Origin of the sequence: Pseudomonas sp. CFII68 (genome assembly GCF_000416195.1) — a bacterium.
Classification (GTDB): domain Bacteria; phylum Pseudomonadota; class Gammaproteobacteria; order Pseudomonadales; family Pseudomonadaceae; genus Aquipseudomonas; species Aquipseudomonas kilonensis.
This window is the reverse complement of sequence record NZ_ATLN01000019.1, coordinates 1-19,538: the sequence shown is the minus strand read 5'-3', so window position 1 is coordinate 19,538 and position 19,538 is coordinate 1. Positions and strand designations below refer to the sequence as shown.

Below are 19,538 nucleotides of genomic sequence, written 5' to 3'. Positions count from 1 at the left end.
GAAGAGCCTTAAATGACCGACTATAAAGCCACGCTAAACCTTCCGGACACCGCCTTCCCAATGAAGGCCGGCCTGCCTCAGCGCGAACCACAGATTCTGCAGCGTTGGGACAGCATTGGCCTGTACGGAAAGTTGCGCGAAATTGGCAAGGATCGTCCGAAGTTCGTCCTGCACGACGGTCCTCCGTACGCCAACGGCACTATCCACATCGGTCACGCGCTGAACAAGATTCTCAAGGACATGATCATCCGCTCCAAGACCCTGTCGGGTTTTGATGCGCCGTATGTCCCGGGCTGGGACTGCCACGGCCTGCCGATCGAGCACAAGGTCGAAGTGACCCACGGCAAGAACCTGGGCGCGGACAAGACCCGCGAACTGTGCCGTGCCTACGCCACCGAGCAGATCGAAGGGCAGAAGTCCGAATTCATCCGCCTCGGCGTGCTGGGCGACTTCGCCAACCCGTACAAGACCATGGATTTCAAGAACGAAGCCGGTGAAATCCGTGCCCTGGCGAAAATCGTCGAGGGCGGCTTCGTGTTCAAGGGCCTCAAGCCGGTGAACTGGTGCTTCGATTGCGGTTCGGCCCTGGCCGAGGCGGAAGTCGAGTACGAGAACAAGAAGTCTTCGACCATCGACGTTGCGTTCCCGATCGCCGATGAAGACAAGCTCGCCGCCGCTTTCGGCCTGGGCAAGCTGGCCAAGCCGGCGTCGATCGTGATCTGGACCACCACCCCGTGGACCATCCCGGCCAACCAGGCGCTGAACGTCCATCCGGAATTCAACTACGCCCTGGTCGACGTCGGCGACAAGCTGCTGGTGCTGGCCGAAGAACTGGTCGAATCCTGCCTGGCCCGCTACAGCCTCGAAGGTTCGGTGGTCGCCACCGCGCCAGGTTCGGCGCTGGAGCTGATCAATTTCCGTCATCCGTTCTATGACCGCCTGTCGCCGGTGTACCTGGCCGACTACGTGGAACTGGGCGCAGGTACTGGCGTGGTTCACTCCGCGCCGGCCTATGGCGTCGACGACTTCGTGACCTGCAAGAAATACGGCATGGTCAACGACGACATCCTCAATCCGGTGCAGAGCAATGGCGTGTACGCGCCGTCGCTGGAGTTCTTTGGCGGCCAGTTCATCTGGAAAGCCAACCCGGCCATCGTCGACAAGCTGACCGAAGTTGGCGCGCTGCTGCACACCACCGTCATCGAACACAGCTACATGCACTGCTGGCGGCACAAGACCCCGCTGATCTACCGCGCCACCGCGCAGTGGTTCATCGGCATGGACAAGCAGCCAACCAGCGGCGACACCCTGCGCCAGCGTTCGCTCAAGGCCATCGAAGAAACCCAGTTCGTGCCGGCCTGGGGCCAGGCGCGCCTGCACTCGATGATCGCCAACCGTCCGGACTGGTGCATCTCCCGCCAGCGCAACTGGGGCGTGCCGATCCCGTTCTTCCTGAGCAAGGAAAGCGGCGAGTTGCACCCGCGCACTGTCGAACTGATGGAAATCGTGGCCAAGCGCGTCGAGTCCGAAGGCATCGAAGCCTGGTTCAAGATGGATGCCGCCGAGCTGCTGGGTGACGAAGCGCCGCTGTACGACAAGATCAGCGACACCCTGGACGTCTGGTTCGACTCCGGCACCACCCATTGGCACGTGCTGCGCGGTTCGCACCCGATGGGCCACGAGAGCGGTCCGCGTGCCGACCTGTACCTGGAAGGCTCGGACCAGCACCGCGGCTGGTTCCACTCGTCGTTGCTGACCGGTTGCGCCATCGACAATCACGCGCCGTATCGCGAGTTGCTGACCCACGGCTTCACGGTCGACGAGTCCGGTCGCAAGATGTCCAAGTCCCTGGGCAACGTGATCGCGCCGCAGAAGGTCAACGACACCTTGGGCGCCGACATCATGCGCCTGTGGGTGGCCTCCACCGACTATTCCGGCGAGATGGCCGTTTCCGAGCAGATCCTGCAGCGCAGCGCGGACGCCTACCGGCGGATCCGTAACACCGCGCGCTTCCTGCTTTCCAACCTGACCGGCTTCAACCCGGCCACCGACCTGCTGCCGGCCGAAGAAATGCTCGCGCTGGACCGTTGGGCCGTGGACCGTACCCTGCTGCTGCAACGCGAATTGCAGGAGCACTACGGCGAATACCGCTTCTGGAACGTCTACTCCAAGATCCACAACTTCTGCGTGCAGGAGCTCGGTGGTTTCTACCTCGACATCATCAAGGACCGCCAGTACACCACCGGCGCCAACAGCAAGGCCCGTCGTTCGTGCCAGACCGCGCTGTTCCACATCAGCGAGGCGCTGGTGCGCTGGATCGCACCGATCCTGGCGTTCACCGCCGACGAGCTGTGGCAGTACCTGCCGGGCGAGCGCAACGAATCGGTGATGCTCAACACCTGGTACGAAGGCTTGACCGAACTGCCGGAAGGTTCCGAGCTGGACCGTGCGTATTGGGATCGCGTGATGGCGGTCAAGGCGGCGGTCAACAAGGAGATGGAGATCCAGCGCGCGGCCAAGGCCGTCGGTGGCAACCTGCAGGCCGAAGTCACCCTCTACGCCGAAGACGCCCTGAGTGCCGATCTGGCCAAGCTGAGCAACGAGCTGCGCTTCGTGCTGATCACCTCCACCGCCAGCGTTGCACCTTTCGTGCAGGCGCCGGCCGATGCGGTGACCACTGAAGTCAGCGGTCTGAAGCTGAAGATCGTCAAGTCGAACCACACCAAGTGCGCCCGCTGCTGGCACTGCCGTGAAGACGTCGGCGTGAACCCGGAGCATCCGGAAATCTGCGGTCGTTGCGTGGACAACATCAGTGGTGCTGGCGAGGTTCGTCATTATGCCTAACGCAGCGGGCCGCTTCGGGCGGCTGGGCTGGCTCTGGTTGAGTGTGCTGGTCTTGGTCATCGACCAGGCCAGCAAGTACTACTTCGAGAACTCGCTGACGATGTACCAGCAGATCGTGATCATTCCCGACTACTTCAGCTGGACCTTGGCCTACAACACCGGAGCGGCGTTCAGTTTCCTGGCCGACAGCTCAGGCTGGCAGCGCTGGCTGTTCGCCCTGATCGCCATCGTGGTCAGCGCCGTGCTGGTGGTCTGGCTCAAGCGCCTGGGGCGCAATGAGACCTGGCTGGCCGTGGCGCTGGCCCTGGTGCTCGGTGGTGCCTTGGGCAACCTCTATGACCGCATCGCCCTGGGCCACGTCATCGATTTCATCCTGGTGCATTGGCAGAACCGCTGGTATTTCCCGGCGTTCAACTTTGCCGACAGCGCCATCAGCGTGGGCGCGGTGATGCTCGCCCTGGACATGTTCAAGAGCAAGAAAACCGGAGAAGCCGTCCATGACTGAGCAGCGTATCGCTCAAAACACTGAAGTGAAGCTTCACTTCGCCCTGCACCTGGAAAACGGTGACACCGTCGACAGCACTTTCGACAAGGCCCCGGCGGTGTTCAAGGTCGGTGATGGCAACCTGCTGCCAGGCTTCGAAGCGGCGATCTTCGGCTTCAAGGCCGGCGACAAGCGCACCGTGGTCGTACCACCGGAAAACGCCTTTGGTCAGCCCAACCCGCAAAACGTGCAGACCATGCCACGCTCCCAGTTCCAGGACATGGAGCTGTCCCAGGGCCTGCTGGTGATCTTCAACGACGCGGCCAATACCGAGCTGCCAGGTGTGGTGAAGGCTTTCGACGACGCCCAGGTGACCGTGGACTTCAACCATCCGCTGGCGGGCAAGACCTTGAACTTCGAAGTGGAAATCCTTGAGGTCAAGGCGTTGTAACTGACTGGATGCGGTTTAGTGTGGGAGCGGGCTTGCTCGCGAAGGCGGAGTGTCAGCCAACATTGATGTTGAATGTAAGGCCCTCTTCGCGAGCAAGCCCGCTCCCACATGGATCTTCATTGTTTTCCGAGCCCTTGGTTCGATCAACAGGCAATTCTTGCGCGCAAGACACGAGGCACAGCATGCAAATCAAACTCGCCAACCCCCGTGGCTTCTGCGCCGGTGTGGACCGGGCGATCGAAATCGTCAACCGCGCCCTGGAAGTCTTCGGGCCGCCGATCTACGTGCGCCACGAAGTGGTCCACAACAAATTCGTCGTCGAAGACCTGCGTAGCCGCGGGGCGATTTTCGTCGAGGAACTGGACCAGGTGCCGGACGACGTCATCGTGATCTTCAGCGCCCACGGGGTTTCCCAGGCCGTACGCACCGAAGCCGCCGGCCGTGGCCTGAAGGTTTTCGACGCGACGTGCCCATTGGTGACCAAGGTGCACATCGAAGTGGCGCGCTACAGCCGTGACGGTCGCGAATGCATCCTGATCGGCCATGAAGGCCATCCGGAAGTCGAAGGCACCATGGGTCAATACGATGCCAGCAACGGTGGTGCGATCTACCTGGTCGAAGACGAGGAGGACGTGGCGGCTTTGCAGGTTCGCAATCCTGAGAGCCTGGCTTTTGTTACCCAGACAACCCTGTCCATGGACGACACCAGCCGTGTGATCGACGCCCTGCGCTCGCGCTTTCCGTCCATCGGCGGCCCGCGCAAGGATGACATCTGCTACGCCACCCAGAACCGTCAGGACGCAGTCAAGCAACTGGCCAACGAATGCGATGTGGTGCTGGTCGTCGGCAGCCCGAACAGCTCCAACTCCAACCGCTTGCGTGAGCTGGCCGAGCGTATGGCCACCCCGGCCTACCTGATCGACGGTGCCGAGGACATGCAGCGCAGCTGGTTCGATGGCGTCGAGCGCATCGGCATCACCGCCGGCGCTTCCGCGCCGGAAGTCCTGGTGCGTGGCGTGATCCAGCAGTTGCAGGCCTGGGGCGCAACGGGTGCCGATGAACTGTCCGGTCGCGAGGAAAACATTACGTTCTCGATGCCGAAAGAGTTGCGCGTGCGCTCCTTGCCTTAAGTCCTTTCTCGCACAGGGCCTGCTCGGCTTTGACACTTTCCAGACGGACGCGGCCGGAGGGCGCCAGTATCACTTGATGATGGCTGACCGGCCCGCGTTTGGCGCAGACATGCAGCCTGCCGGCCTTAAAGGCGCCGCTGGGGTGCAGGGCTTCGCCCTGGTTGCCGAACATCACCCTGCGCCTCATCGGCTGGTTGCCGATCACACGAGCGCTTGCGGTGCGTTCCATCAGCAAGGTTTTCTCCTTGTTGTCCAGCATGATCCGCCAGCCCTTACCCCAATCGTTGTCTATCCCTTGTATCAATACCCCGCGGTTACGCGTGATGGCTTCGCTGCGGGCAATGCGCAACCCGCTGATCAGCAACTGCGCGGTGTCCTCGCGTTCGATGGATTCGATCAGCTCTTTGTAGCTTGCGCCGGCCCACGGCAGAACAATTGCGGCGATTGCCAGTCCCATGAGCAGTTCGATCAGGCTGAAGCCCTGTTGATACATGACGTCTCCTCCCTGGAGAGTGTGAAGCGGATCTAAGACTTATGAATTACTGTGGCGAGGGGATTTAGCGAAACGTCGCACCGCCCCGCTGGGCTGCGTAGCAGCCCCAAATCAGCCTCCGCGGGGATGTCAGGTTGGATAGTAATCGGTTTCATTGGGGCTGCTTCGCAGCCCAACGGGGATAAATCCCCTCGCCACAGACTGCAGCACTGCACACAAGGCGGTGGTTTGTTCTAGCGTGTAGAGGCAGGTATAGCCGACGGCAACGGAGGGCATCGATGGATCTTCGTACAAAAGGTTTCACGCTGATCGAGGTGCTGGTGGCCCTTGGCGTGCTGCTGATCCTGATTACCATGGCGGTGCCGTCATTCACGGGCTCGCTGCAGAGCACCAAGGCCGATACCGAGATCGGCGACTTGCGCCGGGCGCTGAACTTTGCCCGGATGGAGGCGATCGACCGTGGTATCACCACGCGAATTCGCCCCACGGTCCAGGGCAGTGTCTGGAGCGGCGAACTGACGGTGTATGACAGTACTGGCTCGTCGCCCAATATATTGCGGGTTGTTCCAGCGATGGGCAGTGGCGTGACTCTGACGCTACCCTCAGACGTGACTAGCATCGATTTCAACAACCTCGGCGGGTTATCGGCACCGGCCACGCCAGTGAGCTTCAATTACGTAAGAGGAGCGCAGAGCAGGACGCTGGGTGTTTGCCTCAATGGACGAATCGTATTGGGTGGAAATTGCGGATGAAGGGTTGCAGTAAAAGGACGCAGGCCGGCATGACGTTGATCGAGGTGCTGGTGGCGGTGCTGATTCTCGGCGTCGGTTTGCTGGGGGCGGCGATGATCCAGCTCAATGCGCTCAAGTACACCGACAGTTCGCGCATGACCAGCCAGGCCAGTTTCATTGCCTACGACCTGCTGGACCGCATTCGCGCCAACTCCGGCGCCGACTACACCATCACACCGCCAAGCTCGCCGAACCTCAACGTGGCCCGGGACCAGGACCTCTACGATTTCAAGACCAACATCATCGCCTTCGGCGGCGCCACGGCCACGGGCACCATTGCCCTGAACCAGCGCGTCTACACCATCACCATTTCCTGGGACGACGCCCGGGCTGCCAATACCACCAATGAGGCCGAGGCGCGGCGCAGCTTCGTGCTGACCAGCCGCGTCGCCGTCGACCCGGTGGGGACGCCGCCATGAACCGGCACAGTCGCGGTTTTGGCTTGATCGAGTTGATGATCGCGCTGGTGCTCAGCCTGATCGTCATCCTGGGTGTCGTGCAGATTTTCATTGCCGCCAAAAACACCTACGTCAGTCAGAATGCCGCCGCGGTGATTCAGGAGGACGCGCGGTTTGCCTTGAGCAAAATGGTCCAGGAAATTCGCATGGTGGGCATGTTCGGTTGCGTGGCGACCATCATCGATGCCTCAACGGATAACAGTTTCGCTGCCAGCCAGACCACTCCAATCCGTTGGGATAACGCCAACCGGAGGTTGACCCTGGTCACCGCGGACATTGGGAGTGGCGGTAGCCTGCCGACCTGGACCGTCGTCTCCGATTGCCGTACCTCGGCGACGGCCTACTCGAACGCACGGGTGCCAGCGGCGGGGCAATTGGCCTTCCCGATCCGTCGACTGGTCTACAGCTTCAACAACAACCAATTGCTGCTGGGCAGCGGCACCGGTAATCCGCCGACCCTGTCGGTGCTGGTGGACAACGTGCGGGCGTTCGACGTGACGTTCGGCATGGCCGCCAGCGCCACGGACATCGCGGCCTCGAGCTACACCGGCAACCCGGCTGACCCGGCACTGATCCGCAGCGTGCGCCTGAGCCTGACGCTCTTTGATCCAAGGAACACGGTGCGCGAGCAGACTTTCAATGTGGTTGCCGCCTTGCGCAACCGGCTGCTATGAGGGGGCGATCGATGAGTTCTATGGATCTCAAGCAGCGCCAGCGTGGCATGGCACTGCTGGTCAGCCTGGTTTTCCTGTTGCTGCTGACGCTGATCGGCCTGTCGTCGATGCAGAGCGCCACGCTTCAGGAAAAAATGACCAGCAGCGTCATGCAACGCAACCAGTCCTTCCAGATCGCCGAGGCTGCGTTGAGGATGGGTGAGAGTGCGGTGCAGGTCGAGACCTATTCCTTGCCAGCCTGTACCACCACGATCCAATGCGCGCCGCCGGCTGAGTCGGCGACCGTTAACGTGGCAGGACGTTATTCATCTTCGGGGGTGCTGTGGGTTGCCGCTGCTGGCGGGTTTTATGGCGTGCAGAACATCGGTATTACGCAGGATGCCGCCAATCTTGACCTAAGCGGTCAATCCGTAACGCTGTACAGGATCACGGCGGTGGCTGTGGTGGGGAATAACCAGCGCAGCGTGGTGGAGAGCATCTATGCGAAATACTGAGGTGCGCCGTGGCTGGATTGTGATGTTATGGGGGGGCTTGCTCAGCCTTTACCTGATGGCCCCGGCCTATGCCTTCACGCCTTCGGACTCGCCGCTGCTGAGTGCCGGTGCCGTTACGCCGAACGTGATGCTGCTGATCGATGATTCGGGGAGCATGAACAACATTATCTGGGCTGCGGGGTTTGATCCGGTGGTCTCGCGTCCGACAGTTTACACCTGCGAATCCACCAATAACTGCAACAGTATTGCTGAGCTGGATATGGATGATGGCAATGTTTTGCTGGCGAGTCTGTCTCGTGGAGGGTGTTCGAACGCTAGCAACTGGTACGGTTTCTATCGATTGAACCTCGGTCGGGTCTGCCTGAGACTGCCCGACCCGGTGGGCAACGGAAATACCCGCTACACGGCCAAATACCTGTCTTATTTGCTGACTTTGTCCAACGGATCAAACCGGGATTTCACCACCGGCACCATCCCCACTGACTACCGAATCAACGTGGCACGGGATGTCTCCAACGACTTGGTCGCCAATAACCGCGCGCTGCGCATTGGGCTCGCCACGTTCAATCCGCCTAATTTCAGCAACTCCGGCCCCGGGGGCTACATCGCCCGCGCCATCAGCGACCTGTCGCCCGTCAGCGGCAGCGTGACCCAGACCCAGGCCAACAGCAACTACAGCGCCCTGATCAATGCGATCAACAGTTTGGGGGCCGTGGCGAATACGCCGCTGGCCGAGAGCTATTACGAAGTCACCCGCTATTTCAGGGGCATGGCGCCGTACTACAACAGCACACCGAGCACCTACACCAGTCCGATCCAGTACCGTTGCCAGAAAAACTTCGGCGTGGTGGTCACTGACGGTTTGCCCACCTTTGATCGGACGTTCCCCACCAACGATCCGCTGGGCGGCTCCCGGCTGCCGAACTGGGATAGCGGCATCAGCGGCAGCAACAACGATGGCGACAATCTCAATGGTGACGGCGAGGGCAACACGCTTTACCTGGACGACATCGCCAAGTTCGCCTTCGATATCGACATGCGCTCCACCGGTACCGACGCCACCGGCCAAAGCTGGAACGCTGCGGATTTTCCCCGCCAGTACCTCAACACCTACACGGTGGGGTTTGCCGTCACCAATACGATGCTGTCCGATGCTGCCCGCTACGGCGCGGGCAAGTATTATCCGGCGAGCGACAGCGCAGGCCTGAACGATGCCCTGTCATCAGCCCTGAGCGACATCACCTCCAAGGCCGGCTCCGGGGGCGGTGGCACCACCAACGCCGCCACGGTGTCCAGCACCTCCAGTTACTACCAGACCACCTATGACCCCAAGGACTGGCGCGGCACCATCCGTGCGTTCGGCTTCACCGCGGCTGGCACGGTCAACAGGGCGGCGGTGCAGTGGACCACCGACACGGCCATCGTGCCCGGCGCCACGGCACCGATCTATCAGTCCTGGAACACCGCGACCAATGTGCCGGTGACCTTGGCCTATGGCAATTTTTCGCCGGCCCAGCAAACCAGCCTCAGCCAGAACCTGCCCACGGGGATCACCGGCAATGACCTGGTGGAGTGGAGCAAGGGCGTCAATAAGACCGGCTTGAAGGTGCGCAGTGTGTTGCTGGGGGACATCATCAATTCGCCGCTGGTGCTGGCGTCGCCCAATGAACAGACCGCTGCGGATTTGCTCAATGACACGAGCTACAGCACGTACCTGGCGGCCAAGGCGGCGAACATGAATACCAGCCTGGTGGTGAACGCCAACGACGGTTTCTTCAGCGTCATCAACGGTGCAAACGGTACGCGGCGTTATGCCTATATGCCGTCGAGCGTGCTGCCCTCGTTGCAGGACATTGCCGACACCAACTACGTCAACGGTGTGAGCCACAAGTTTTTGGTGGATGGACAGGTCGGCGTATTCGATACGCAATCGGGGAGTGTCTGGAAGACAGTGGCCCTGGGCGGCACGGGTGCCGGGGGCAAGACGTTCTATGCGGTTCAGCTGTTCGATGCGACGGCGGGCAATGTGTTGCGAGCGTTGTGGGAAATCAGCGCGCCGACTGTTGCCAACACCGCCAACGCCTTCAATGACCTGGGCTACGCCTACGCCCGTCCCGAAGTCGCGCGCCTGGCGGATGGGCGCTGGGCGGCATTCATCTCCAACGGCTACGGCAGCAACAGTGGTGTCGCGGCGTTGTACGTGGTGGATATCCGCGACGGCTCGTTGATCAGGAAAATCGTTGTTAACAGCAACGAGACCGATAATGGCCTGTCGTCGGTCAAGTTGCGGGTCAACTCCCAGAATGTGGTGCAGGCGGCATACGGTGGCGACTTGAAAGGGCGGATGTGGAAGTTTGACCTCAGCGGTACTTCTCCAACTGCCTGGGGCGTGGCGTTTTCCGGTCAGCCATTGTTTACCGCGCCCGGTGGCGCGACTCAGCCGATCACCGTTCAACCGCTGCTGGCGAACAACCCCCAGGGCGGCACCCAAGTCTTTTTCGGCACCGGCAAATTCAACGAGGCAGCGGATAAACTCAACAAGGATCTGCAGGGGTTCTACTCAATCTGGGATGCTACTGGCGGTGCCGGGCAAATCACCGTGTCGAGCCTGCAGGCCCAGTCGATCACGGGGGTGTTTTCAGGCAGCACAGGGCAGTTTGTGACCACCAGCCAGACCGACGTGGCTTATCCGACGAAAAAGGGTTGGTACCTGCCGTTGGTATACAACAACGTATTGACCGGGGAGCGGGTGATCAACCCGGCCAATCTGGTGAGCGGGCGCGTAGTCTTTACCACTGCCGCCGTGGACACTACCGACCCGTGCGCCAGCTTCGGTACCGGCAAACTGATCGAGCTGGATGCGTTCAACGGTAAGATGCTCAACTACGCGGTGCTCGACACCAACGGTGATGGCACGCTCAACAGCTCCGACACGATTTCCAGCGGGGTGGTCTTCACGGGCGGTATCCCGACCCTGAGCGCTGTGGTCAGCGCCAACGGGGCCACCAACATGATCGTGAACGACTCCGGTGGCGGTATCACCGACTTGCTGGAAAAATCCGCCGGCGTTACTAGCCGCCGCATCATGTGGCGACAAATACAATGAAGAGGCAAGGCATGCGCAGATCCAACCGGGGTTTCACCTTGATCGAAATCATGATCGTGATTGCGATCATCGGTATCGTGATTACCATCGGCTATCCGAGCCTGACCGAATACATGAAGAAGGGCCGGCGTACCGAAATCGCCGGGCTGTTATCGGAGCAGGCGCAGATTCTCGAGCGCTATTACTCGAAGAATAACGTCTACACCAATGCGACCGGCCTGAGCGGCGGTAACGATTTCTACACCATTACCCCGACGCTGGCGGACCAGAGCTTCACCCTGATCGCCGTGCGCAAGAGCGGTTCGTCCATGGCGACGGACAAGTGCGGTGATTTCAGGATCAACAACACGGGCACGCGAGACGTGGTCAACCAGGCTGCCGGGCTGACCGCCAAGGATTGCTGGGGCCGCTGAGTTTCTTTTTTTGGGGTGCAGCCTTGTGCCCTCTGTCTTATGAGTCGAATCAGAACATGACCAGGCAACAGCAAGTGGTGATTGTCGGCGGCGGAGTCATTGGCCTGCTGACGGCGTTCAATCTGGCGTCAGAAGGGCAGCGTGTGGTGCTGCTGGACCGTTCCAGTGTCGGTCAGGAATCGTCCTGGGCCGGCGGCGGTATCGTGTCGCCGTTGTACCCCTGGCGCTACAGCCCGGCGGTCACGGCGCTCGCCCATTGGTCGCAGGATTTTTATCCACAGCTGGGCGAGCGCTTGTTCGCCACTACCGGGATCGATCCGCAAGTGCATGTCACCGGTCTGTATTGGCTGGACCTGGACGATCAGGACGAAGCGCTGGCCTGGGCCGAGCGTGAAGGGCGCCCGATGCGGGCTGTGGATATCTCGGCTGTCCACGACGCCGTGCCGGTGCTGGGCGCGGGTTTTTCCCGGGCGATCTACATGGCCAACGTGGCCAACGTGCGCAATCCGCGGTTGGTGAAGTCCCTCAAGGCTGCCTTGCTGGCGATGCCGAACGTCACGATTCATGAGCAGTGCGAAGTCGGCGGGTTCATTCGCGACGGAGGGCGTGTGGTGGGTGTGCACAGTTCTGCCGGAGAAATTCGTGGCGATGAGGTGGTGCTGGCCGCCGGTGCCTGGAGTGGCGAGTTGCTCAAGACCTTGGGCTTGAAGTTACCGGTCGAGCCGGTCAAGGGCCAGATGATTCTGTACAAGTGCGCGTCGGATTTTCTGTCGAGCATGGTCCTGGCCAAGGGGCGTTATGCGATTCCGCGTCGTGATGGGCATATTCTGGTTGGCAGTACGCTGGAGCGTGAAGGCTTTGACAAGACCCCGACGGATACGGCGCTGCAGAGCCTGAAGGCTTCGGCACAGCAGTTGATTCCAGCGTTGGGCGGTGCCGAGGTGGTCGGGCATTGGGCTGGGTTGCGGCCTGGGTCGCCTGAAGGCATTCCTTATATCGGCGAGGTGCCGGGGGTTGCGGGGCTGTGGTTGAATTGCGGGCATTATCGCAATGGGCTGGTGTTGGCGCCGGCGTCGTGTCAGTTGTTTACGGATTTGATGTTGGGGCGTGAGCCGGTGATTGATCCTGCGCCGTATGCGCCGGCGGGGCGGTTGTAAGGTTCGGTTTTTCCTGTGGGAGCGAGTTTGCTTGCGATGGCGGTGTGTTGATCGAGTACATATCCCTTGCTGCGGTAACGGCTACCTCGGCATCCATGCCGAGGTGCCCACTCCACAACGCCTGCGTTCGGCCAGCGTGGTTAACGGGGCGCCCCAGATCAAGATCAAAAGCGAGGCGGCCTAGTAGCCGACCTGGTTCTCCCGTTTTTACACTCCTTTAGAACTGTGGGAGCAAAGCTTGCTCGCGAGGCGGCCTGACAGCCGACCTGGTTCTCCCAGGTGAACCCAATCCAACTGTGGGAGCGGGCTTGCTCGCGAAGGCGGCGGCACATCCAACGCTGATGCAAGCTGACCCACTGCTATCGCGAGCAAGCCCAACATTCATGTGACTGAACCATCGCCTTCGCGAGCAAGCTTTGCTCCCACAGGAGGAACGCGGTCCCCATCAAGAACCAGGTCGGCTGTTAGGCCGCCTCGCGGTGGACGTTGATCTCGGGCGCCCCGTTAACCACGCTGGCCGAACGCAGGCGTTGTGGAGTGGGCATCCCGGCATGGATGCCGGGATAGCCGCGCTGGGCCATGGATGGCCCTTCGCGGCGGGCCCACGGAGCAATGCCGGAGTGAGGGCACACCGAGCCAAAGCGAGGTGCCAAGTGGTGGGGCAAAAGCGTTTTGCTTACTTTTGACTGGGCCGGCTTCCGGGCTTCTCAAAAGTGAGCCGCCGTCAGGGCGGAACCCTAAGCCGCCGTAACCGCAGAAACGGATATACACACCACCCTCACAGCCAACCAGGCTTTGTGGGAATGGTCGGACAAAAATCTGATTCAAAAAGAATTTTCCGACGAGTTCTGGCGGTTGCCGGGTGGGAAGAACTCTGGCTAACCTTTTCCCGTCGCTGCCAATTCAGCGTCCGGGCGTCGCGGCCCGAAAAACTTGGTAATCCATTCCCTCTTTGGAGTACCGCAATGAGTGACAAACCCCTACCACCTTCAGAAACCAATAACGCTTCTCCTGACGCCAGCCTTAACCCAAAAGGGCTTGATGAAGCCGTCAAACGCGCCCTCGACTATTACCTCGGCCCAAAGCCCGAAACCAAAAAGAAACCCGCCTCAAACCAGTTGTTCACTGTCGTGGCCGGCATCGACACCGAATGTCTCCTCACCAACCTCAGCGAAACCCTGGCCTGCGCCAACGCAACAATCAGCGATCTGGCTTTCGAGCTTGACGGTTCGAGACGGCATATTGCCTTGGGGGTACTGCAGTTGATTGAGCTGAGTGAATTACTGGCCAATCGTGTTCTGGACGAGCAGGCGCCTGCGGACGGAAGACAGTCGCGGCGGTAAACATGAAACCCGTGGCAAGGGAGCAAGCTCCCTCGCCACAGGGGTAAGCGTGAGCTTCAAAACCGTGGCTCAATCCAGCCCAAGCTTCTTCAACCGATACCGCATCGACCGAAACGACAACTTCAACCGCTGCGCCGCCGCCGTGCGGTTCCAGCGGGTTTCCTCCAGCGCCTGGAGGATGAGCTTGCGCTCGACGTCTTCCAGGTAATCCTCCAGGTTGTCGACCTGCATCAAATCGGGATTACCTGCCTCAGTAGTACTATTGCCCTCGGCCAAACGCAGATCATCCGCTTCGATCTGCTGCTGTTCGCAAAGGGTGTAGGCCCGTTCGAGCATGTTCTCCAGTTCCCGCACGTTGCCCGGGAAGCGGTAACTCCTGAGAGCGTCCAACGCCTGGGGATGCAACTTGGCCGGTGGACTACCGGTGTTGGCTGCCAGGCGCTGAAGCATGTGGTTGGCCAGCAGCTCGATGTCTTCACGGCGTTCACGCAACGGCGGGACGCGCAGTTCGATGACGTTCAGCCGGTAATACAAATCCTGGCGAAAGCGCCCGGCGGCGACTTCGCTGTCCAGGTCCTTGTGGGTGGCGCAGAGGATTCGCACATCCACCACTTCTTCCTGCTGGCCGCCAACAGCGCGCACGGCTTTTTCCTGGATGGCTCGCAGCAGCTTGACCTGCATCGCCAAGGGCAGGTCGGCCACTTCATCGAGAAACAAGGTCCCGCCATGGGCGGCCTGGAACAGCCCGGGCTTGTCCTCGATGGCGCCGCTGAAGCTGCCTTTTCGATGGCCGAAAAACTCGCTTTCCATCAGCTCCGTGGGAATTGCCCCACAGTTGACCGGTACAAAGGGCAGGTTGGCCCGGGGGCCTTGTTCGTGGATCAGCCGGGCGACCAGTTCCTTGCCGCAGCCCGATTCCCCGCTGATGTACACCGGTGCCTGGCTGCGGGCGAGTTTTTCGATCTGCTTGCGCACGCTGAGCATCGGTGGCGAGTTGCCCAGCAGGCTGCGCTCGAGGGTGGTGCCCGGCGTGGCGACCGGCGGCAGGCGCAGGGCACTGGTGACCAGCTCCCGCAGCCGACCCAGGTCGACCGGTTTGGTCAGGAAGTCGAAGGCGCCAGCCTTGAGGGCGTCGATGGCGGTTTCCAGGCTGCCATAGGCCGTGATCATCGCCACGGGCAGTTGGGGGTAACGTTGCTGGATGTGCTGCACCAGTTCCAGGCCGGTGCCATCGGGCAGGCGCATGTCGGTCAGGCACAGGTCGAAGGCATCCCCCGCCAGCAGGGCTTGGGCCTCGGCAAGGTTCTTGGCGCTGCGGGTGTCGAGTTTCATCCGGCCCAGGGTGATGTCCAGGAGTTCGCGGATGTCCGGCTCGTCATCGACGATCAGGATTCGTTGCCGTGAGCGATTATTCAAATCTGTTTCCGTCCGTGAGCAAAGGTGATGCGAAAGCAACCGCCGCCTTGGCGTGGTTTGAAGTCTAGGCGGGCCTGGTTGCTTTCGCACAGCTCACGGGACAGATAGAGCCCAAGGCCGGTGCCCTGGCTGCTGGTGGTAAAGAAAGGTTCGAACAAATGCGCCTGCTGCTCGGGCGTGACACCGGGGCCGTTGTCGATGATGTCCAGCGTGGACAGCTGGCTATGGGGGTCGATGAACAGTTTCAGCCAGGCCTCCGCCTGTTCGTGGGCCATGGCGCTGTGGCGCCAGGCGTTGCGCAGCAGGTTGTCGAGTACCTGGGTCAACTGGTCGGGGTCCATCAGCGTGATGTAGTCCCCTGGGTCGATGCTCAGGTGCAAGTGCTGGTGCTCGGCCATGCTTTCGCGGGCCTGCCGGACGAACTGGTCGAGCCAGCTCCGCAGGTCGAGGCGTTGGGGGGTGGTTTGCTGGCGGCGAGACAGCTGCAGGACGTTTTCAATGACGCGGTTCATTCGTTGGGAGTGATCTTGAATAATCTGCGTCAGACGCCGATCCGCGTCGTTCAGTTCCTCGGATTCGCGCAGTAATTGCGCCGCGTGGCTGATGGCGCCCAAAGGGTTGCGGACTTCATGGGCGATGCCAGCAGTGAGGCGCCCGAGGGACGCGAGTTTCAACTGCTGGGCCTGCTGGGCAACCTGGGCCAGGTCTTCAAGGAACACCAGAATCTGCTGCTGATCTTGATGCCCCAAGGCGATGAAGCTCGGTTGCAGGGTCAGGCCCGTGCCGGTAACGGTCAGGCTGGACGGGCGCAGGCTGGGGTTGTTTCGCCACAATTGCAGGCGTTCGACCAGGGCGGTGGAGTAATCGTCGAGCTGCTGGCCCACCAGATCGTGCATGCCCAGCAGGGTCAGCGCGCTTTCGTTGGCCAATTGCACCCGACGCTCACGGTCAAGCACCAGGATGCCGGTGCGCATGCGTTGCAGGATCAGGGCGTTGAGCGCTTCCAGGCCGATCACCTCGCTGGCCCGTTGCTCGGCCAGGGTTTCGCTGGCTTCCAGTCGTCGGGTCAGGCCTTGTACCAACAGCGCGGCGGCAAAACACAGTGCCCCCAGGGTGCCGGCCTGCAAGTAACTGCTGGGACGGTTCGAGTCGCTCAAGCCAAGAAAGAAACTCGAACCGACGATGCCGAGGGTGGCGACGGCCGCGATCAACAGGCCGATGCGGCCGCGCAGCAGCGTGTTGCCGATGGCCACCGAGACAATGAGCAGGTTGCCGATGGCACTGGGCACACCGCCCGCGGCGAAGAACAGCCACGAGAGCAGCAGCACATCAGTCAGGGCCAGGCCGAACAGCCGGGCAGGGCGGCGGGTGTTCTCAAGGAACACCACCAGCAGGATATTCAGCACCAGGTACAACCAACTGCCACTGCGCAGCAGGTCGTCATTGGCGAACTCCAGCAGGCGGTTGTCCAGTTTGCTGGAGATCAGCAGCACCAGGGTGATGCCGATGCTCAGACGATACAGGTGATAGAGACGCAGCAGGCGCTGCGCCTGTTTTTCGCGTGGGCTTGAGGCCTCAGCGCTCACGAGTGCCCGGGCCTTGCTCGAGGTGAGCCTGGCTGCAATACCATTGTTGTTCGAGGGCCAGCGCCCGGTCACGGGGCAGGTGTACGCCGCAATGGGCGCAACGAACCATGGGCGGAGCGTCCTGCTCGCGGGGAGCGTTCGGCGCGGAGGAGGTGCTCTTGAACTTGCGCCAGAACCATACCGCGGCGGCAATCAGGGCGATCCAGAACAGTAAACGAAGCATGATGGGCGGCTTTTTGGCTAGAGATCAGGCAGTTTAGCCAAGGACAGGAACGGCGCACAGCGCAATAAAACCCGGGCACAAAAAAGGGAGACCGTCGGGTCTCCCTTTTTGATGGGCCTTAGCCTCAGTCGAACAGACCTAAGGTCATGTAGCTGAACCAGGAGCGGTCGCTGGACTCGCTTTCAGGCTCTTCTTCCTCGATCACGTCGCCATTTTCATCCTTGGGCTTGAGTTCGTTCGGGATGGCTTCCTTGGCATCCTGGAACTGGCGCTGTACGTCCTGGTTGGCGCGTGTCTCGCCTGGCGGCAGCGGTGGGCTGGACTCGATCAGGCCCAGGGTCGCCTTGCTCAGCCACGAACGGTTGTCCGCTTCGTCGACCCGTGGGGTGAACTGGCCATCGACCAGGGATGGGTGATCCGGGTAGTTCAGCTTGAGGGTTTCCAGGCTGGTGGCTGCCAGTTCGTCCAGGTGCAGGCGCTGGTAGGCTTCGGTCATCACGGCCAGGCCATCACCCACCGAAGGGGTTTCCTGGAAGTTTTCTACAACATAGCGACCACGGTTGGCGGCGGCGACGTAGGCCTGGCGGGTCAGGTAGTAGTCGGCCACGTGGATTTCGTAGGACGCCAGCAGGTTGCGCAGGTAGATCATGCGCTGCTTGGCGTCTGGCGAGTAGCGGCTGTTGGGAAAGCGGCTGGTCAGCTGGGCGAACTCGTTGTAGGAGTCGCGCGCGGCACCCGGGTCACGCTTGGTCATGTCCAGCGGCAGGAAGCGCGCCAGCAGGCCGACGTCCTGGTCGAAGGAGGTCAGGCCCTTGAGGTAATAGGCGTAATCGACGTTCGGGTGCTGCGGGTGCAGGCGAATGAAACGCTCGGCGGCGGATTTTGCAGCTTCCGGCTCGGCGTTCTTGTAGTTGGCGTAGATCAGCTCCAACTGGGCCTGATCGGCGTAGCGACCGAACGGATACCGCGACTCCAGCGCCTTCAGCTTGGCGGTGGCGCTGGTATAGCTGTTGTTATCCAGGTCGTTCTGCGCCTGTTGGTACAGTTCGACTTCGCTCAGGTTTTCGTCTACGACTTCCTTCGACGAGCAAGCAGCAGTCAATGCGAGGATGGCGATCAGCAGCAGGTGTTTCACTTGCATGGCGGCTTGCGTCCCTATGACGGCCGCTGTCTTGGGCGGGGCCGTCCTGTTATGATGAGCGCCCCGTTGAAAGCCTCGGGGCAAAAGACGCCGTATTTAACCACAAGCGCGCAGCCGAAACCAAAGGCTGTGCCGACGCCCAGTCCGAGCATGTCCGATAAAATAGAACTTCGCGCAGAGGTGCCGTCCGAATTGGGCGGCCAACGCCTCGATCAAGTCGCCGCACAACTCTTTGCCGAGCACTCTCGCTCGCGCCTTTCCGCCTGGATCAAGGACGGCCGCCTGACTGTGGATGGGGCGGTGATTCGTCCGCGCGACATCGTCCACGGCGGTGCCATTCTTGAACTGACTGCCGAACAGGAGGCCCAGGGAGAATGGGTCGCCCAGGACATCGCCCTGGACATCGTCTATGAAGACGATGACATCCTGGTGATCAACAAGCCTGCGGGCCTGGTGGTGCACCCGGCCGCTGGCCATGCCGACGGCACCTTGCTCAACGCCTTGCTGCACCACGTACCGGACATTATCAATGTGCCGCGTGCCGGCATCGTCCATCGCCTGGACAAGGACACCACCGGTCTGATGGTGGTGGCCAAGACCATCCAGGCGCAGACACAGCTGGTCACACAGCTGCAAAGCCGCAGCGTCAGCCGCATCTATGAATGCATCGTGATCGGGGTCGTCACCGCCGGTGGCAAGATCAACGCCCCCATCGGTCGTCACGGCCAGCAGCGCCAGCGCATGGCGGTGATGGAGGGTGGCAAGCAGGCGGTCAGCCATTACCGCGTGCTCGAGCGTTTCCGTTCCCACACCCATGTGCGGGTCAAGCTGGAAACCGGCCGGACCCACCAGATCCGTGTGCACATGGCTCACATCAACTTCCCGTTGGTGGGTGACCCGGCCTATGGCGGACGTTTCCGTATTCCGCCGGCTGCCAGCCAGACCATGGTCGAATCGCTGAAGAATTTCCCGCGCCAGGCGCTGCATGCACGTTTCCTGGAGTTGGATCATCCGACGACCGGCAAACGCATGAGCTGGGAATCGCCGTTGCCGGATGACTTCGTCTGGTTGCTGACGTTGCTCAAGCAGGACCGCGAGGCGTTCATCGGATGAGTGACTGGCTGACACCCGACTGGCCCGCGCCGGCCCGGGTCAAGGCCTGCGTCACGACCCGCGTGGGTGGCGTCAGCCTGGCGCCGTTCGACAGCCTCAACCTGGGCGACCATGTGGGCGACGAGCCTGCGGCCGTCGCCGAAAACCGTCGTCGCCTCACCGATCAATTCGCCATCACCCCGGCCTGGCTACAGCAGGTCCACGGCATTGCCGTGGTCGAG

At 61.3% G+C, this 19,538-nt stretch carries 20 protein-coding genes; 14 read left to right on the top strand and 6 right to left on the bottom strand.

The annotated features are described in order from the left end of the window. Positions 1-12 precede the first annotated feature (12 nt). From ileS to ispH, 4 genes are all read left to right on the top strand, one after another. Entirely contained in the window at positions 13-2,844 is a 2,832-nt protein-coding gene (ileS, locus tag CFII68_RS24425) for an isoleucine--tRNA ligase (RefSeq protein ID WP_018600978.1), read from the top strand. Further along, entirely contained in the window at positions 2,837-3,349 is a 513-nt protein-coding gene (gene lspA, locus CFII68_RS24430; RefSeq protein ID WP_014340279.1) for a signal peptidase II, read from the top strand. The genes ileS and lspA overlap by 8 nt, the downstream gene beginning before the upstream one ends. Continuing rightward, positions 3,342-3,779: an FKBP-type peptidyl-prolyl cis-trans isomerase gene (gene fkpB / locus CFII68_RS24435; RefSeq protein ID WP_018600973.1), complete on the top strand. Its 438-nt coding sequence runs from the start codon at positions 3,342-3,344 to the stop codon at positions 3,777-3,779. The genes lspA and fkpB overlap by 8 nt, the downstream gene beginning before the upstream one ends. 182 nt (positions 3,780-3,961) lie before the next feature. Continuing rightward, a complete protein-coding gene (gene ispH, locus CFII68_RS24440) occupies positions 3,962-4,909 on the top strand; it encodes a 4-hydroxy-3-methylbut-2-enyl diphosphate reductase (RefSeq protein WP_018600971.1) in 948 nt (315 codons plus the stop codon). Here the strand turns inward: ispH and CFII68_RS24445 are convergent. Continuing rightward, positions 4,863-5,402 (bottom strand): GspH/FimT family pseudopilin, encoded by a 540-nt coding sequence (locus CFII68_RS24445; RefSeq protein WP_018600969.1) that lies wholly within the window; start codon positions 5,400-5,402, stop codon positions 4,863-4,865. The genes ispH and CFII68_RS24445 overlap by 47 nt on opposite strands. A 278-nt stretch (positions 5,403-5,680) precedes the next feature. Between CFII68_RS24445 and CFII68_RS24450 the strand changes: the two genes are divergently transcribed. From CFII68_RS24450 to thiO, 7 genes are read left to right on the top strand one after another with little or no spacing between them, the layout of a single operon-like run. Continuing rightward, a complete protein-coding gene (locus CFII68_RS24450) occupies positions 5,681-6,154 on the top strand; it encodes a GspH/FimT family pseudopilin (protein WP_018600967.1) in 474 nt (157 codons plus the stop codon). After that, positions 6,151-6,612: a type IV pilus modification protein PilV gene (pilV, locus tag CFII68_RS24455; RefSeq protein WP_033062355.1), complete on the top strand. Its 462-nt coding sequence runs from the start codon at positions 6,151-6,153 to the stop codon at positions 6,610-6,612. Before CFII68_RS24450 ends, pilV begins: the two co-directional genes overlap by 4 nt. Beyond that, a complete protein-coding gene (locus CFII68_RS24460; RefSeq protein ID WP_018600963.1) occupies positions 6,609-7,325 on the top strand; it encodes a PilW family protein in 717 nt (238 codons plus the stop codon). The genes pilV and CFII68_RS24460 overlap by 4 nt, the downstream gene beginning before the upstream one ends. A gap of 20 nt (positions 7,326-7,345) precedes the next feature. Next, a complete protein-coding gene (locus CFII68_RS24465; RefSeq protein ID WP_018600960.1) occupies positions 7,346-7,819 on the top strand; it encodes a PilX N-terminal domain-containing pilus assembly protein in 474 nt (157 codons plus the stop codon). Then, positions 7,806-10,925 (top strand): pilus assembly protein, encoded by a 3,120-nt coding sequence (locus tag CFII68_RS24470; protein WP_018600958.1) that lies wholly within the window; start codon positions 7,806-7,808, stop codon positions 10,923-10,925. Before CFII68_RS24465 ends, CFII68_RS24470 begins: the two co-directional genes overlap by 14 nt. 11 nt (positions 10,926-10,936) lie before the next feature. Beyond that, positions 10,937-11,338: a type IV pilin protein gene (locus CFII68_RS24475; protein WP_018600956.1), complete on the top strand. Its 402-nt coding sequence runs from the start codon at positions 10,937-10,939 to the stop codon at positions 11,336-11,338. A 56-nt stretch (positions 11,339-11,394) separates the two neighbouring features. Continuing rightward, positions 11,395-12,495: a glycine oxidase ThiO gene (thiO, locus tag CFII68_RS24480; RefSeq protein WP_018600954.1), complete on the top strand. Its 1,101-nt coding sequence runs from the start codon at positions 11,395-11,397 to the stop codon at positions 12,493-12,495. Between the two features lie 464 nt (positions 12,496-12,959). On the opposite strand, the gene CFII68_RS27330 is transcribed toward thiO, so the two are convergent. Then, positions 12,960-13,160, bottom strand: coding sequence for a nucleoid-structuring protein H-NS (locus CFII68_RS27330; RefSeq protein ID WP_156886074.1), 201 nt, complete (start codon positions 13,158-13,160; stop codon positions 12,960-12,962). Between the two features lie 300 nt (positions 13,161-13,460). Between CFII68_RS27330 and CFII68_RS24490 the strand changes: the two genes are divergently transcribed. Further along, positions 13,461-13,838, top strand: a complete 378-nt coding sequence (locus CFII68_RS24490) for a DUF6124 family protein (RefSeq protein WP_018600949.1) — start codon at positions 13,461-13,463, stop codon at positions 13,836-13,838. 69 nt (positions 13,839-13,907) lie between these two features. On the opposite strand, the gene CFII68_RS24495 is transcribed toward CFII68_RS24490, so the two are convergent. From CFII68_RS24495 to CFII68_RS24510, 4 genes are all read right to left on the bottom strand, one after another. Then, positions 13,908-15,254, bottom strand: coding sequence for a sigma-54 dependent transcriptional regulator (locus CFII68_RS24495; protein WP_018600947.1), 1,347 nt, complete (start codon positions 15,252-15,254; stop codon positions 13,908-13,910). Then, positions 15,251-16,840: a PAS domain-containing sensor histidine kinase gene (locus tag CFII68_RS24500; RefSeq protein ID WP_018600945.1), complete on the bottom strand. Its 1,590-nt coding sequence runs from the start codon at positions 16,838-16,840 to the stop codon at positions 15,251-15,253. Before CFII68_RS24500 ends, CFII68_RS24495 begins: the two co-directional genes overlap by 4 nt. Then, positions 16,830-17,063, bottom strand: coding sequence for a PP0621 family protein (locus CFII68_RS24505; protein WP_014340265.1), 234 nt, complete (start codon positions 17,061-17,063; stop codon positions 16,830-16,832). Before CFII68_RS24505 ends, CFII68_RS24500 begins: the two co-directional genes overlap by 11 nt. Before the next feature lie 124 nt (positions 17,064-17,187). After that, complete coding sequence (locus CFII68_RS24510; RefSeq protein WP_018600938.1) at positions 17,188-18,204, bottom strand: outer membrane protein assembly factor BamD; 1,017 nt, start codon at positions 18,202-18,204, stop codon at positions 17,188-17,190. 150 nt (positions 18,205-18,354) lie between these two features. Between CFII68_RS24510 and rluD the strand changes: the two genes are divergently transcribed. Both rluD and CFII68_RS24520 read left to right on the top strand, forming a co-directional pair. Beyond that, the gene (rluD, locus tag CFII68_RS24515) at positions 18,355-19,317 is read left to right on the top strand and encodes a 23S rRNA pseudouridine(1911/1915/1917) synthase RluD (RefSeq protein ID WP_003205696.1); all 963 of its coding nucleotides are present in this window, start codon (positions 18,355-18,357) and stop codon (positions 19,315-19,317) included. Beyond that, positions 19,314-19,538, top strand: a 225-nt coding sequence (locus CFII68_RS24520; RefSeq protein ID WP_018600928.1) for a laccase domain-containing protein, incomplete at its 3' end; no start/stop codon positions are given. The genes rluD and CFII68_RS24520, both read left to right, overlap by 4 nt.

What these genes read in the sequence shown, in the direction of transcription:
- ileS (WP_018600978.1), top strand. Translation starts at nt 13, where the DNA reads ATGACCGACTATAAAGCCACGCTAAACCTTCCGGACACCGCCTTCCCA.
- lspA (WP_014340279.1), top strand. Translation starts at nt 2,837, where the DNA reads ATGCCTAACGCAGCGGGCCGCTTCGGGCGGCTGGGCTGGCTCTGGTTG.
- fkpB (WP_018600973.1), top strand. Translation starts at nt 3,342, where the DNA reads ATGACTGAGCAGCGTATCGCTCAAAACACTGAAGTGAAGCTTCACTTC.
- ispH (WP_018600971.1), top strand. Translation starts at nt 3,962, where the DNA reads ATGCAAATCAAACTCGCCAACCCCCGTGGCTTCTGCGCCGGTGTGGAC.
- CFII68_RS24445 (WP_018600969.1), bottom strand. Translation starts at nt 5,402, where the DNA reads ATGTATCAACAGGGCTTCAGCCTGATCGAACTGCTCATGGGACTGGCA.
- CFII68_RS24450 (WP_018600967.1), top strand. Translation starts at nt 5,681, where the DNA reads ATGGATCTTCGTACAAAAGGTTTCACGCTGATCGAGGTGCTGGTGGCC.
- pilV (WP_033062355.1), top strand. Translation starts at nt 6,151, where the DNA reads ATGAAGGGTTGCAGTAAAAGGACGCAGGCCGGCATGACGTTGATCGAG.
- CFII68_RS24460 (WP_018600963.1), top strand. Translation starts at nt 6,609, where the DNA reads ATGAACCGGCACAGTCGCGGTTTTGGCTTGATCGAGTTGATGATCGCG.
- CFII68_RS24465 (WP_018600960.1), top strand. Translation starts at nt 7,346, where the DNA reads ATGGATCTCAAGCAGCGCCAGCGTGGCATGGCACTGCTGGTCAGCCTG.
- CFII68_RS24470 (WP_018600958.1), top strand. Translation starts at nt 7,806, where the DNA reads ATGCGAAATACTGAGGTGCGCCGTGGCTGGATTGTGATGTTATGGGGG.
- CFII68_RS24475 (WP_018600956.1), top strand. Translation starts at nt 10,937, where the DNA reads ATGCGCAGATCCAACCGGGGTTTCACCTTGATCGAAATCATGATCGTG.
- thiO (WP_018600954.1), top strand. Translation starts at nt 11,395, where the DNA reads ATGACCAGGCAACAGCAAGTGGTGATTGTCGGCGGCGGAGTCATTGGC.
- CFII68_RS24490 (WP_018600949.1), top strand. Translation starts at nt 13,461, where the DNA reads ATGAGTGACAAACCCCTACCACCTTCAGAAACCAATAACGCTTCTCCT.
- CFII68_RS24505 (WP_014340265.1), bottom strand. Translation starts at nt 17,063, where the DNA reads ATGCTTCGTTTACTGTTCTGGATCGCCCTGATTGCCGCCGCGGTATGG.
- CFII68_RS24510 (WP_018600938.1), bottom strand. Translation starts at nt 18,204, where the DNA reads ATGCAAGTGAAACACCTGCTGCTGATCGCCATCCTCGCATTGACTGCT.
- rluD (WP_003205696.1), top strand. Translation starts at nt 18,355, where the DNA reads ATGTCCGATAAAATAGAACTTCGCGCAGAGGTGCCGTCCGAATTGGGC.